The organism is Solobacterium moorei, assembly GCF_036323475.1.
GTDB lineage: Bacteria > Bacillota_I > Bacilli_A > Erysipelotrichales > Erysipelotrichaceae > Bulleidia > Bulleidia moorei.
Map to the genome: position 1 here is coordinate 1,835,283 of NZ_AP028934.1, position 13,693 is coordinate 1,848,975.

The 13,693-nt window shown below is 38.4% G+C and carries 13 protein-coding genes; 1 reads left to right on the forward strand and 12 read right to left on the reverse strand.

Annotated features, from left to right (window positions below):
• Nucleotides 1-6 precede the first annotated feature (6 nt).
• The 8 genes from miaB to rny form a co-directional block, all read right to left on the reverse strand.
• On the reverse strand, nucleotides 7-1,440 hold the full coding sequence (miaB, locus tag RGT18_RS09205) for a tRNA (N6-isopentenyl adenosine(37)-C2)-methylthiotransferase MiaB (RefSeq protein WP_028077604.1): 1,434 nt from the start codon (nucleotides 1,438-1,440) through the stop codon (nucleotides 7-9).
• A gap of 65 nt (nucleotides 1,441-1,505) precedes the next feature.
• Entirely contained in the window at nucleotides 1,506-2,204 is a 699-nt protein-coding gene (locus RGT18_RS09210) for an N-acetylmannosamine-6-phosphate 2-epimerase (protein ID WP_006525369.1), read from the reverse strand.
• Nucleotides 2,197-3,696: a PTS transporter subunit EIIC gene (locus RGT18_RS09215; RefSeq protein ID WP_028077605.1), complete on the reverse strand. Its 1,500-nt coding sequence runs from the start codon at nucleotides 3,694-3,696 to the stop codon at nucleotides 2,197-2,199. Before RGT18_RS09215 ends, RGT18_RS09210 begins: the two co-directional genes overlap by 8 nt.
• Nucleotides 3,697-3,753: 57 nt before the next feature.
• On the reverse strand, nucleotides 3,754-4,590 hold the full coding sequence (locus RGT18_RS09220) for a PRD domain-containing protein (protein ID WP_028077606.1): 837 nt from the start codon (nucleotides 4,588-4,590) through the stop codon (nucleotides 3,754-3,756).
• Nucleotides 4,577-5,041: a PTS sugar transporter subunit IIA gene (locus RGT18_RS09225; RefSeq protein WP_006525372.1), complete on the reverse strand. Its 465-nt coding sequence runs from the start codon at nucleotides 5,039-5,041 to the stop codon at nucleotides 4,577-4,579. The genes RGT18_RS09220 and RGT18_RS09225 overlap by 14 nt, the downstream gene beginning before the upstream one ends.
• Before the next feature lie 163 nt (nucleotides 5,042-5,204).
• Entirely contained in the window at nucleotides 5,205-5,384 is a 180-nt protein-coding gene (locus tag RGT18_RS09230) for a 4Fe-4S binding protein (RefSeq protein ID WP_006525373.1), read from the reverse strand.
• Nucleotides 5,385-5,445: 61 nt separating this feature from the next.
• Nucleotides 5,446-6,222, reverse strand: coding sequence for a TIGR00282 family metallophosphoesterase (locus RGT18_RS09235; protein ID WP_028077607.1), 777 nt, complete (start codon nucleotides 6,220-6,222; stop codon nucleotides 5,446-5,448).
• A gap of 45 nt (nucleotides 6,223-6,267) precedes the next feature.
• On the reverse strand, nucleotides 6,268-7,836 hold the full coding sequence (gene rny / locus RGT18_RS09240; protein WP_081659480.1) for a ribonuclease Y: 1,569 nt from the start codon (nucleotides 7,834-7,836) through the stop codon (nucleotides 6,268-6,270).
• Nucleotides 7,837-8,030: 194 nt separating this feature from the next.
• Here rny and RGT18_RS09245 point away from each other — a divergent pair, with 194 nt between their 5' ends.
• Entirely contained in the window at nucleotides 8,031-9,431 is a 1,401-nt protein-coding gene (locus RGT18_RS09245) for an ISNCY family transposase (protein ID WP_338174896.1), read from the forward strand.
• Between the two features lie 56 nt (nucleotides 9,432-9,487).
• Here RGT18_RS09245 and RGT18_RS09250 read toward each other — a convergent pair whose 3' ends face one another.
• From RGT18_RS09250 to pgsA, 4 genes are all read right to left on the reverse strand, one after another.
• On the reverse strand, nucleotides 9,488-11,035 hold the full coding sequence (locus RGT18_RS09250; RefSeq protein ID WP_028078864.1) for an ATP-binding cassette domain-containing protein: 1,548 nt from the start codon (nucleotides 11,033-11,035) through the stop codon (nucleotides 9,488-9,490).
• A gap of 225 nt (nucleotides 11,036-11,260) precedes the next feature.
• On the reverse strand, nucleotides 11,261-11,752 hold the full coding sequence (locus RGT18_RS09255; protein WP_028078863.1) for a phosphatase PAP2 family protein: 492 nt from the start codon (nucleotides 11,750-11,752) through the stop codon (nucleotides 11,261-11,263).
• 92 nt (nucleotides 11,753-11,844) lie between these two features.
• Nucleotides 11,845-12,897 carry a recombinase RecA gene (gene recA / locus RGT18_RS09260; protein ID WP_028078862.1) on the reverse strand — a complete coding sequence of 351 codons (1,053 nt, stop codon included), beginning with the start codon at nucleotides 12,895-12,897 and terminating at the stop codon, nucleotides 11,845-11,847.
• A 49-nt stretch (nucleotides 12,898-12,946) separates the two neighbouring features.
• Nucleotides 12,947-13,540, reverse strand: a complete 594-nt coding sequence (gene pgsA, locus RGT18_RS09265; RefSeq protein WP_028078861.1) for a CDP-diacylglycerol--glycerol-3-phosphate 3-phosphatidyltransferase — start codon at nucleotides 13,538-13,540, stop codon at nucleotides 12,947-12,949.
• Nucleotides 13,541-13,693 lie beyond the last annotated feature (153 nt).

A 13,693-nucleotide genomic window follows, 5' to 3' on the forward strand; every position in this document is an offset into this window, starting at 1 on the left:
GCGATTTTACAGAGCTTTACCCTCAAGATAGTAGCTATGTGTTGCGGTAATTTCGACATTTACGATTTGATTGATACAATCTTTTTCACTTGTGAAGTTTACAAGTTTATTATCTTTGCTATATCCGCTATAGACTTCGCTATTTCTCTTGGATGTGCCAATACATAAAACACTGACTGTTTCTCCTAAGAAGCGACGGTTATTTTCTTCCGCTATCTCAGTCAGTAAGTCGTTGAGTCTTGCTAGTCTTTCCTTCTTTACTTCGAGCGGAATATTATCTTCCATATTTGCTGCCGGTGTGCCTGCTCTTGGGGAATAGATAAATGCATATGCCATATCAAATCGACAATAACGCACAAGATCTAATGTAGCTTCAAATTCTTCATCGGTTTCATTTGGGAAACCGACAATCAAGTCTGTTGTAAATGCAATATGTGGTACTTTCTTCTTCAAATTATCGTATAACTGCTTGTATCTTTCGACTGTATATCCACGGGCCATACGACGTAATACTTCATCTGATCCTGATTGAACAGGTAGATGTAAGAATGGCATAATGTTTGGATAATCACGCATCGCATCGATGGTTGTTTCGCTGTAATCTCTTGGATGACTTGTGTAGAAACTAATACGTTCAATACCTGTTTTAGCAACTGCTACAAGCAGTTGTGTAAAGCCATCTTCCATCTTTAAGTCTTTGCCATAGGCATTGACATTTTGTCCAAGTAAAACAACTTCTTTACGTCCACTGGCTTTGAGTTCTTCGACTTCTCTTAGGATATCTTCCTTGCGGCGTGAGCGCTCTCTACCACGTGTATAAGGGACGATACAATACGTACAGAACTTATCACAGCCATACATGATATTCACAAAGCCCTTGGAGTCCATTGAACGTTTTACCGGTACATCTTCGACGACATCTCCTTCTTGGGAGAATACTTCCACCTTACGCTGGTTACTTTCAATCACCTCTGCTAAAAGATTTGGCATACGGTGAATGTTATGAGTACCAAAGATTAAATCTACATGTGGTGATACAGATAGAATATGTTTAACAGTCTCTTCTTCTTGGGCCATACAACCACAGATACAGAATACCGTCGTTGGACGCTGTTCCTTTAGGTAACGTAATTTATTCACATCGGATAATACACGGTCTTCTGCCGCTTTGCGGATAGCACAGGTATTGAAGAATAATACATCCGCATCATCTGGAACGTTGGTACTTGTATAGCCCATCATTTCCATCATGCCTGCGAGTGCTTCTCCATCACGTACATTAGCTTGACAGCCATAGGTATGTATAAAGTACTTCTTGCCATAACCTAGATTTACGATATCATCGCTAATCTTAAAGTTACTAAAAGTACTCTCTGTATTTTTCTTTGTTCGTTTTCTTTCTTCCGCATGAACCGGAAGGATAAAATCTTCTCTTTTCATCTTTAACCTCTATCGGTACTATTATACAGAATACTGACCTCTTATGCACAAGAAAAGGACCGCAATTAGCGGTCCTTGTTGATTTCTTTGATAAATCTTGACGCAATTTCAAGTGGACGTGTAATTGCTCCACCAACCACTACCGCAAAGGCTCCAAGTTCTAGCATTTTGCGGGCTTGTGATGGTTCATGGATTCTACCTTCCGCAATACAACGACAGTCTAATTCTTTGACGATCCTAGATACCAAATCAAAGTTTGGACCTTCTGTCTTTTCATCGCCAACATAACCATTCAGTGTTGTACCAACAAAGTCAAAGCCAATTTCTACTGCAGCTTTCGCTTCTTCAAAGTTTGAGATATCTGCCATGAGTAGTTGATTTGGATATGCTTGTTTAATTTGATGGAATAATTCTTCGCGCTTGACGTTATTTGGATGGATGCGATCTGTGTAGTCTAAGGCAATAATCTCTGTGCCTGTTTGTACAAGTGTACTCACCTCTTCAAATGTAGGGGTTATATAAATTGGTGAGTCCAAATAATCTTGCTTGATAATTCCAATCGTTGGAAGTTTTACTTTTGCACGAATTTCGTTAATATCTCGTACTGAGTTACAACGGATTCCACTCGCACCTGCTAGCTCTGCTGCATATGCCATTAATGGCATAATTCCACCCGCTTCTGTATAGAGCGGCTCTCCTGGCAGTGCTTGACAAGAGATGACAAGTTTACCCTTTAAGGCAGCGATAACTTCTTGATTATTCATCGATACCTAAGATTTCTACGATGTTGTTCTTGTAGAGGATAGCCTTCGCACCATAGATAGCTTGGATTCCTCCACCAACTTCAAGAACGTCTGTAGCACCTAACTTCTTCAGTGCATCCTTATCAACCTTCTTAACGTCCTTCACACTTACGCGTAAGCGTGTAATGCATGCGTCAACGTCTTCAATATTTTCTTTACCACCTAAAGCAGCGATAATCTTATGACTATCTTCCTTGAGTGTAGACTTTGTCTCTACCACTGGCTCAGCATCATCACTTTCTTCGCCACGACCAGGAGTCATAACATTGAACTTTGTAATGTACCATCTAAAGAATGTGTAGTATAGACATGCCCATACTAAACCAAATGGAATTTCTAAAATCCAGTTTGTCTTTGCGTTTCCTTGTAGGATACCAAAGAGTGTAAAGTCAATCACACCACCAGAGAATGTATTACCGATAGAGATATTGAGAATATCTGCGATAAAGAAACTTACGCCATCAAAGAATGAGTGAATGACATAAAGAATTGGGTTTACGAACAAGAACATGAATTCGATTGGTTCTGTAATACCTGTGATAAAGGATGTTAAGGCAACACTTAAGAATAAGCCCTTGTACTTGCCTCTTCTTTCCTTCGGTACACAGTGGTACATCGCAAGACATGCGGCTGGTAAGCCGAACATCATTGTTGAGAAACGACCAGCGAAGAAACGTGTTCCTTCTGTGTATAGACCTACATGATTTGGATCTGCTAACTGTGCAAAGAAGATCTTCTGTGCACCTGCTACAGCGACACCTGCAACAGTTTCAACACCACCAAGCTCTGTGTACCAGAACATTGGATAAATCATGTGATGTAAACCAACAGCTCCACATAGGCGCATTAAGAATCCATAGAAGAATGTTCCAACCGGACCTGCCTGTGCAATGAATGCACCTGTAGATACTAATAACTGTTGGAATGGTGGCCATACCAAGAAGAACACTGCACCAATGAAGATACTTGCAAATGAAGTAACGATTGGTACGAAACGTGAACCGCCAAAGAATCCAAGTACCTGTGGAAGTTCGATATTTTGATATTTGTTGTGTAATGTTACAGCAACTAAACCAACAACGATTGCACCAACAACACCGGTGTCAATGGCAGCACCATCTGGATTAAAAATACCTAATAAAGAAGTGATTGTAGCGTTCATTACTAAGAAACCAACAACACCCGCTAAGGCAGCAGTTCCCTTGTCACGCTTTGCAAGTCCAATACATAGACCTACGCACAATAACATTGCTAGATTTGCGAAAACAACTGTTCCCGCAGCACTCATAATTGTGAAGACACCCTGTAATACTGGATTATTTAATACAGGATAAGTCGCCACTGTTGTAGGGTTAGATAAAGCACCACCAATACCTAACAATAAACCAGCAGCTGGTAAAATTGCGATAGGTAACATAAATGCTTTACCAATCTTTTGAAGCATCTTAAACATAAATATCCTCCTTATATTCCACATGTGTAATACCCCTTACTACACATGTACGAACCATTATTTGCGATACATTACAATATTCTGTAAATGTATTGTTAGATAGCATCTTTCTCCTTCGCCGATATTGATGCCATATGTATTTTCAATGTGATCTCCTATCATGCATGCAATCTGATACGACTTACGATACTTATCATGAACAAGATCACCAATTAAGTTGTTAATTTCAACTCCATCTAATGAGCGTTTGATGGCAAACTTCAAGTGTGTTATCAAACGCTGCTTCGCCACTTCATAATCGTTGAGATTGATTTGCATTTCTCTTTCGATGATTGTGATTGTCTCTGTTAATATCTGTGCAATCATCGTAGAAAGACTGGCACTTTCACCCTGTAAGGCAGCGTGAATATGCATGCATATAAACCCAATCTCGCTATTATCCAAGTGAATACCCAAACACTCGTTAATCTTCGCTAGCACTTCCTTTGCAAATTGAAATTCCTTTGGATATAAGAATTGAATTTCATCCGTGAATACATTTTTGACTGTAATCTTTTCACGGTAACGCTTTACACTAAACTGAATATGATCGAGTAATGCCAGGTGGATACGCTTATCGTATGCACCAAAGCTATTTGTCATCTCACTGATCACTTCTTCTGTAACTTCTACTACTTCATCATCTGTGTTATGAACTAACTCTTCATAGCGTCTACGATCTTTTAAATCAACAAGCTCGTATACGTTTTGAATCTGTTTACTAGGAACAATATCATTTTCTTTCTTTTGGAAACCGATACCTTTTCCAAAGACAATATACTCTCTAGAATCTTCATCGCCACGACATACAACGACGTTGTGATTTAGTATTTTTGCAATATTATATGTTTTCACAATATGCTATCTCTTCCTTTACTTTTAGGTTACCTGCTTGTTTGATGCGTACATCCTTATGATTTGTGACGATCACAAGAACATCTGTTTGATAGCCTGCTTGTTTTAGTATAGCTAAATCACAGTTTACAAGTAAGTCTCCAGCTTTAACGCTGTCCCCTTCTTGTACGCATACATTAAAGCCTGCCCCTTTTAACTGTACAGTATCGATACCAATATGCAAAATATATTCAATATTGTTTCTATCTGTGATACCAATCGCATGTTTGGTTGGAAATACCATTGTGACCTTACCATCGACTGGAGAGTGAATATCTCCATTTATCGGTACAACCGCAAAGCCCTTTCCCATTAGTTCTTTAGAAAATACTTCATCCTTTACTTCACTTAATGGTTTGAATGTACCATCACATGGTGAATAAATCATTGATTTTTTATGAAATAAGAACATAAGAACCTCCCACGAAAAAAGCCCATCAGAAAAAATGTTTTTCCAATGAGCTAATGCCTGCTTTCCAGTAACACGCTTTTGTTATACATATCATAGCAAAGCAGAACAACTTGTCAATCACCTATAGATATAAAAAAATCGGTGGGCACCGATTTTTTTATATCTAGTTCTTTTCTGTGATAGCTGAAACTGGGCAAACTGGAATGCATGAGAAGCATGAAATACATGTGTCTTCATCGCATCCGGACTTTCCATTTTCATCTAAAGCGAGTGCTGCAACTGGGCAAACTCCTACGCAAGCACCACAACCGATACAAGTATCCTTATCAACTGTAACTGGCATTATTCGAGTCCTCCTTTATGAACATCTAAAGTATAGCACCCCACTATTTTGTTAGTAAATGCTAACCTTTCGGACGAATTTGAATCCTTTCAATTCGATTTGCTCGGTTTGTTTTTTCATCGATATCGATGACGACACCAGAGATGACTGCTGGGCCTTGTGCGGGTGTGTAACGCGTGGATTTATTGTAAATACTTCTAGCGATAACTTCCTCTGTATCTCTTCCTAATATTGATGCATATACCCCACACATTCCTGCATCTGTGATATATGCACAACCGTTAATAATTTGTTCATCAGCAGTTTGAACATGCGTATGTGTACCGATGACAGCAGTCACTCTTGGCGCAAAGTAATTTGCGAAGGTCATCTTTTCAGCAGTCGCTTCTGCATGTAGATCAACGAAAATCATATCTGCATCAATTTCTTTTAAGAGTTTTTCCATCGTGACGACAGGGTCTTCACGACAAACATCCATAAATACTTTACCGACTAGATTTACAACTGCAACACGCTTTCCATTCACTTCTTTGATAACATAGCTTTTCCCAATATGGAAAGGTTCCATATTGGCAGGTCGTATCGCACTGTTCATTGATGGAAGATGATTTAGAATCTCTGTTTTGGAGAAGGCATGATTGCCAAGTGTAATAACATCGACACCTGCTAGGAGTAATTGATTATAGATTTTAAACGTAATCCCTTTACCATGTGCAGAATTCTCTGCATTTGCAATGACAAAATCTGGTTGATATTGTTCTTTTAATACGTTTAGTTTAGCTAGAACTGCATCCCGTCCACTTTTTGCGACGATATCTCCTAGAAATAGTACTCTCATTTTACTTTCCCCTTCTTTTCAGAAAAAAGAACCGTGAACCGGTTCTTATTTCGCTAATTCTTGCGCACGTACTTCACGAATCAATGTTACTTTGATTTGTCCTGGGTAAGTCATCTCATTTTCAATTCGTTCACGAATATCATGAGCTACCTTCACCATACGTACATCATCAATCTTCTCAGGCTGTACCATAACACGTAGTTCACGTCCAGCTTGGATTGCGAATGCTTTTTCAACTCCTTCAAAGTCTAATGCAATCTTTTCAAGATTTTCTAGACGTTGAATGTAGCCTTCCATAGATTCATAACGAGCCCCAGGTCTAGCAGCACTGATAGTATCGGCTGCAGCGACTAATACAGAAATAATATCTGTTGGAGCTGTATCGCCATGGTGAGCTTCAATCGCGTTAATAACGATAGGATTTTCACCATACTTCTTAGCAACCTTAGACCCTAACTCAACGTGAGTTCCTTCTGTTTCAAAGTCTAGTGCCTTACCAATATCGTGTAATAACCCTGCACGCTTTGCGAGTGCTTGGTTTAGTCCTAATTCAGCAGCCATCATACCAGCGAAGTGTGCAACTTCTACGGAGTGTGATAAACCGTTTTGACCATAGCTATAACGGAATCTCATACGTCCTACCAGCTTGATGAGTTCACGATTCATCTTACCGATACCAAGTTTGAATACTGCTTCATTACCAATCTTGAAAATTGTCTCTTCAAGTTCATCTGTAACCTTCTGAACAACTTCCTCAATGCGTCCTGGTTGAATACGTCCATCCTTCATCAGAATTTCTAATGACTGACGAGCAATTTCACGACGAATTGGGTTAAAGCAAGAAACAGTAATAATATCTGGTGTGTCATCGATAATTAAATCAACACCTGTAGCCTGTTCGATTGCTTTGATATTTCTTCCCTCACGACCGATGATTCGTCCCTTCATCTCTTCACTTGGAAGCGTTACTGTACTAACGGTACGTTCGATTGTTTCTTCTTGTGAGTAGCGATGAATCGCTAAAGAAATAATATTACGTGCTACGGAAGAGGCTTCCGCTTCTGCCTCCTCTTGTTTATCACGTAAATAAGTAGCGATTTCAGCTTCGGTCTTCTTCTCGACAGCCTCCATCAATTCTACCTTTGCGTCTGCCTGTGACATATTTGCCACACGCTCTAGTTCAACTAATTGCTGATCAATCTTAGCCTGCAAGTCTTCTTCCATTTTAGTGATATTTGCAAGTTTCCCAGTAATCTGCTGATCTTTTTCGTCAATTTTCTTTTCTTTTCGGGCAAGATTCTCCTCACGGAAATTCAAACTATCCTGCTGGCGCATGAGCTTATTCTCAACTTGTAATAATTTATTTTGTTGATTCTTAATCTCTTTTTCTGCCTGTAGTTTTAATTCGTAAGTTTGTTGTTTCGCGTCTAATGTAGCTTGGCGCGTAATTGTTTCTGCTTTTGAATTTGCTTCTTCAAGAATATCTTGCGATTTTGTAATCGCACGATCAAGACCGTGTTTGCCAGCAACCTTCATAATACCGATGCCAACAAAAATACCTACAATAAGAACTAAAATGGTAGGAATTACAGGGTCATGAATGATATACCCCATTTTTAATCCTCCATTATTCTTAGAGATTTCTCTCTTTAGTATTATACGTTTTTTTTCACATTTTCACAATAGACACGCAAAACAATGAAAGCGTTTCTGAATCGAAGTTGATATTGTCTTAATGAACCGAAAGGGAAAATGCCCCATTTATAGAAAGGAATTGTTATGATTCATTCCATTAGATTGGATTGAATATGAAAAAGATTATATTAACCCCTATGGAAGAAAACAAATACAACATTATTAAAGAACTGGTTGATCATTCTGGCAATAAACGCCGTGCGGCATTAAAACTAAATTGTTCTATTCGTACTATCAACCGCCTGATTACACGTTATAAGTCTGAAGGCAAATCCTCATTTTCACATGGTAATCGTGGACGATTACCATCAAACACATTCTCACTGGAAACGAAAAACAAAATCATTGAACTCTATCTTAACGAGTATCTTGATGCCAACATCACTCATTTCAGTGAAATCGTCCAGATGGACCTCGGCATCTCCATCAGTGACACCACTATTAGAAACTGGTTATCAGAACACGATGTCTTGTCCCCAAAGGCCCATCGAAAAACCAAGAAACAATTAAAGGAACGTTTGACAAAACGATTAGACCAAACAACATCTACAAAGGCCAGAAACGCAATCAATGAACAAATCGAATCAATTGAAGATGATACGCCTCATTCACGAAGATCTAGATCCAAATATATGGGAGAGATGATTCAAATGGACGCTTCAAGCTACGAATGGATTCCTGGCGAGATATGGCATCTACACCTAGCTGTAGATGATGCGACCGGTACTGCTGTTGGAGCCCACTTTGATATACAGGAGACCCTACGTGGCTATTACAACGTTTTCCATCAGATACTAGTCGACTATGGCATACCCGCTCTATTCTATACGGATAAACGAACCGTATTTGAATACAGAAAGAAAACCAAGGCCTTCGACGACGAGGATACCTTCACACAGTTCTCCTACGCCTGCCATAACCTTGGTGTCGAAATCAAAACAACGAGCATCGCACAAGCCAAAGGACGCATCGAACGTCTCAACCAGACTTTCCAATCACGTTTGCCAGTTGAACTTAGACGTGCTCGTATTACTTGTATGGCGGACGCGAATAAGTTCCTAAAATCCTACCTAAAGGAATTCAATGCAAGGTTCGCCCTACACTTGAATAGTACCAATTCTGTATTTGAAGTACAACCAGATATAGAAACAATCAATCAAACATTGGCAATCATTTCATCGAGAATAGTCGATCAAGGCAACTGTATCAAGTTCAAAAACAAGTATTGGATGGCCTATGACAAGGAACACAATAGAATTCCACTAAGACCTAAGATGGAGGTATTGGTTATTGAATCATTTGATCAAAAGATCTTTGTCAATGCGATGGATACACTATACATCTTAGAAGAAGTACAAGTGTTTGAAGAAAATTCGGGTGAGTTCGATAATATCATTGAAACTCCTGAGAAAAAGAAAGTATATATTCCGCCGATATCTCACCCTTGGAGGAAGTATTCATATCAATTATTTACAAAAAAGCAGAACTATTATAGCTCCGCTAATGTTCGTTAATTTTTAAGACATTTTCATTTTTGGTTGACATAGACACGCAAAACAATGAAAGCGTTTTACTGGGATTCTATCGTATAACGATGTAATCCCGTTGAATTTAACAAATAGATATCATCAAAAACTTCCTGAATGAACTTTCGATCATGAGATATAGCGATGATTGCTCCACCAAAGTTCTTTAACTCTTCTCTTACAACCGGAGCCGATAATGGTGAGAAGTTACGCGTCGGCTCATCAAGCAGTAAGACGTTGGCACCCTCTAGATGCATCTTTAACATGAACACCTTGGTACGCTGCCCACCTGATAGCTCTGTTAAAGAATGTTCCATCTCATCAGATGTAAACTTCATTGAACCAAGATGCTGACGGATACGTGTAATATCCTCTTTATCCCCTACGGTTGTCAAGAAATCAATTGGCGAATCATACATATATAGGATTTCGTTATAGTTTTGTGGCATATATCCAATACGGATATCTTCTCTTTCAGTTAAAGATTCATGTATCTTATGTAATAGCGTTGTTTTGCCACAACCATTATCGCCAATGATACACACCTTTTGATTTCCAAATACTTGTAATGCAATATTATCCGCTAATATTTTCGATTCATCCTTTGTCATTAACCGATCTAATTGATAGTCCAGAATCTGTTTGTCACTGGCAAAGGGTTCGACATCAAAGTGAAAGAATATCGCATCCTCGCGTAGTGGAATCTCGGTCATATTCTCACGTTCTCTTTCAAAGCGTTTTCCCATCGCCTTGACACTTCTCATCTTTTTCTTGAGATTTGCGGCTGTCTGTGGCGCTTGACGTGATACGACGCGCAGTTCATGTTGGACGCGTTCATAAACCTGTTGGTATTTTTCCATACGTAGCTTGTCTTGACGACGCTCACTCTGTGCATCAATCATCTGTTTTTCAAATTGTTTATTACGTAATTCTTTATATGCGTCATAGCCAATATTCATGATTGTATGACGTGCTTCTGTTTTTCGCTTGACGAATTCTAAATGAACAATACAATTCGCAGTATTCGCTAGTAATGTTTCGTCATGTGAGATATAGATGATTGGAATCTTAGACTCTTTGATAAAATTCTCTAACCATGCAAGTGTTCGAATATCTAAATCATTGGATGGCTCATCTAACAGTAAAATACTAGGCTGTTCTAGAAGTATCGCTGCGAGTTGATACTTGATCTTCTCTCCCCCAGAAAGTGAAGACATTGTCTGTGTTTGATAATACATCTCCACGCCACTTCTTAATCCTTGTGCAATGTCATGTAATTGTGATGGCGTTGCAAGTAAAAACGCATCGCTTTCGCAGAAGTATTCGTATACAGTTTTCTCTGCATACTTATGTTCAAGCTCTTGGGGTAAATAACCTATTCTTTCGTTCTTCGAACGTATTGTTCCTTGAACTTCACAATAATTATCAATAAGTTTTTGATCTACAATACATTTGAGTAATGTAGATTTCCCATTTCCCTCTTCGCCAATGATGGCAATTTTATCTGTTGGTTTAACTGTAAGTGTAAAGTCATCGACAATCTTACGTAGATCATATCGATGACATATTGTTAAATTATGAATTTCTATCATTTGATTCCTCCTACAAAAAATCTGCTCTTTTCATGCGAAAAAAGCAGACAAAAATTCTCTGTATAGAGGTTTTAATCCGTTTCCACGCATGAAAAGATGTTTTTTAAATTCTCTTTTCATATGTTTAAATTCGGATTAAAGGCGCATGTTCTTCTCAATCACCACACATCATACAATGTGACCTTTCTAATAAGTTATATCATAGAATTAAAAAAACACAAACTTTTATAGAATGAATAGTCCAAATAATACTCCTAGAAGATATCCAATGATTACATCCAATGGATAATGTACTCCCCCTACTACACGGATGTATCCTTCTAGTGCAGCTAGCACCAATAGTATGCATGCAAATAGTGGAGAAATTGTAAAGCACATCATCGCAATGATTGAAGCCGAGAATACGTGTCGACTTGGCATTGCGTTATGTTGAGTTTCTTTTTCTAGGATTTGATCAATGGGATATTCCTCGTAAGGACGAGGACGTGCTAAAACTTTACGTAGTAATGTTACTCCAACAATTGAAAGTAATGGAATTAGAATTGCCGGTAATAACTTCTCACTTTGTTTTACAAATAGATATAACAACAGTAATGGATATACAACGTAATATGTATTTGTCACAATTTTATTACACAGACGTAATTGATTTCGCTTTGCGTCTGTCTGATAGTTTTTTGTAAGTTCTTCATAGAACCTTAGGTAATTCGTTTTCATATAGTAACATCATACAACAAATTCAATTTCTTTTCTGTATCATGCTTATTCGTTAAAAAGATACCCTTACGTTTCAGTAAGAGTACCTTTGATTATTCTGCTGTTGCTTCTGCGGAAACAGATTCTGTCGTAGGGAATAACTTCGCTTTTACAAGTTCTGTAATCTCTGCATCAAACTCTGGATGATTCTTCATATATTCACGTACAGAGTTAAAACCTTGTCCAAGTTTTTCTCCCTTGTAAGAGAACCAAGCACCTGCTTTTTCAATGATGTCGTTTTCTACTGCTAAACTGACAACTTCATCGATATGAGAGATTCCTTGACCAAAGATCATATTTACAACTGCTACCTTGAATGGAGGAGCCACCTTATTCTTAACAACTTTTACCTTTGTGGCAGAACCGATTACTTCGCTACCTTCCTTGAGTGCTTCACCCTTACGTACATCTAAACGTACAGATGAGTAGAACTTAAGCGCACGACCACCTGGTGTTGTTTCCGGATTGCCAAACATGATACCAACCTTTTCACGCAACTGATTGATGAAGATTGCTGTTGTATTAGAACGGTTCATAACACCCGCTAACTTACGCATTGCCTTTGACATCAAGCGTGCCTGTAAACCTACAGATGCGTCTCCCATTTCACCATTTAATTCTGCCTGCGGAACAAGTGCAGCTACAGAGTCAATAACCACTAAATCAATTGCGCCTGATTTAATCAATACTTCTGTAATCTCTAATGCCTGCTCTCCAGAGTCTGGTTGCGATAAGATAAGTTCATCAATATCAACACCTAACTTTTTAGCATAGAGTGGATCGATTGCGTTTTCTGCATCGATAAATGCACATCTACCACCTTGTTTTTGACATTCTGCGATTGCATGTAATGCAAGTGTTGTCTTACCCGAAGATTCTGGTCCATAAATTTCAATGATTCTTCCTTTTGGATAACCACCGATACCCAATGCACTATCAAGTGCTAAAGAACCGGATGGAATTGCGTCTACTGATACATCAGCACGGTCTCCCAAACGCATGATACTGCCTTTTCCATATTCTTTTTCAATTGCCTTGAGTGCATCCGCAAGTAGTTGATCTCGCTTATCTGCGGTAACTGTCTTTTCTTTTTTTTCTGCCGCCATAATAACTCCTCCTGATTATATGTTTGTTTCTTTTCAAATAATTCCACGATTATTTTGATTCTAAAATATCGTCTTTCATCTGCATGAAGTACTGTACACCAGAAATAAAACTTACTAGTGCTGAGAACCACAACATGATCATACTTATTGGTAATCCTAACAATTCAAATGGAAGATTGTTTAATAGAATTAACGCAACTGTAACCATCTGTAATACTGTCTTTAACTTGCCCATCATACCAGCCGCAACAACCTTACCATTGGCACTTGCCATCATACGACAACCATCAACAACAGTATCGCGTGCAATCATGATAATAACTGGGATAACCGGAATAATGCCTCTAGAGATAAACAATAGGAACATTGTCGTTGTTAATAGCTTATCTGCGATAGGATCTGCAAACTTACCGAATGTTGTAATCATATTTCTACTACGAGCGATATGACCATCAATCGCATCTGTAATTGCCGCAAGAATATAGATTAATAAGGCTGCGATATCAATTATACAGATAGATACATGTTGTATATAGAAACTTGTTGGTGTAATTCCAAAAGCACTATAAGGAAATAAGTAAACCAGAATAATAACTGGAATCAATACAATTCTAAATAATGTTAATCGATTTGGAAGATTCATGATTTCCCCTCACTTTACCGCTCTTTAGTATACCATATTCTATCATTTGTTTATATCTGCATGAGCGCAAGAAAAAACTTGATAACTTAAGTCAAGAAGAAATTTCTAATCTTTAGTGATTTCTTCTTTTTCGTTTTGTGCATTATTAAAACA

What these genes read in the sequence shown, in the direction of transcription:
- miaB (WP_028077604.1), bottom strand. Translation starts at nt 1,440, where the DNA reads ATGAAAAGAGAAGATTTTATCCTTCCGGTTCATGCGGAAGAAAGAAAA.
- RGT18_RS09210 (WP_006525369.1), bottom strand. Translation starts at nt 2,204, where the DNA reads ATGAATAATCAAGAAGTTATCGCTGCCTTAAAGGGTAAACTTGTCATC.
- RGT18_RS09215 (WP_028077605.1), bottom strand. Translation starts at nt 3,696, where the DNA reads ATGTTTAAGATGCTTCAAAAGATTGGTAAAGCATTTATGTTACCTATC.
- RGT18_RS09225 (WP_006525372.1), bottom strand. Translation starts at nt 5,041, where the DNA reads ATGTTCTTATTTCATAAAAAATCAATGATTTATTCACCATGTGATGGT.
- RGT18_RS09230 (WP_006525373.1), bottom strand. Translation starts at nt 5,384, where the DNA reads ATGCCAGTTACAGTTGATAAGGATACTTGTATCGGTTGTGGTGCTTGC.
- RGT18_RS09235 (WP_028077607.1), bottom strand. Translation starts at nt 6,222, where the DNA reads ATGAGAGTACTATTTCTAGGAGATATCGTCGCAAAAAGTGGACGGGAT.
- rny (WP_081659480.1), bottom strand. Translation starts at nt 7,836, where the DNA reads ATGGGGTATATCATTCATGACCCTGTAATTCCTACCATTTTAGTTCTT.
- RGT18_RS09245 (WP_338174896.1), top strand. Translation starts at nt 8,031, where the DNA reads ATGAAAAAGATTATATTAACCCCTATGGAAGAAAACAAATACAACATT.
- RGT18_RS09250 (WP_028078864.1), bottom strand. Translation starts at nt 11,035, where the DNA reads ATGATAGAAATTCATAATTTAACAATATGTCATCGATATGATCTACGT.
- RGT18_RS09255 (WP_028078863.1), bottom strand. Translation starts at nt 11,752, where the DNA reads ATGAAAACGAATTACCTAAGGTTCTATGAAGAACTTACAAAAAACTAT.
- recA (WP_028078862.1), bottom strand. Translation starts at nt 12,897, where the DNA reads ATGGCGGCAGAAAAAAAAGAAAAGACAGTTACCGCAGATAAGCGAGAT.
- pgsA (WP_028078861.1), bottom strand. Translation starts at nt 13,540, where the DNA reads ATGAATCTTCCAAATCGATTAACATTATTTAGAATTGTATTGATTCCA.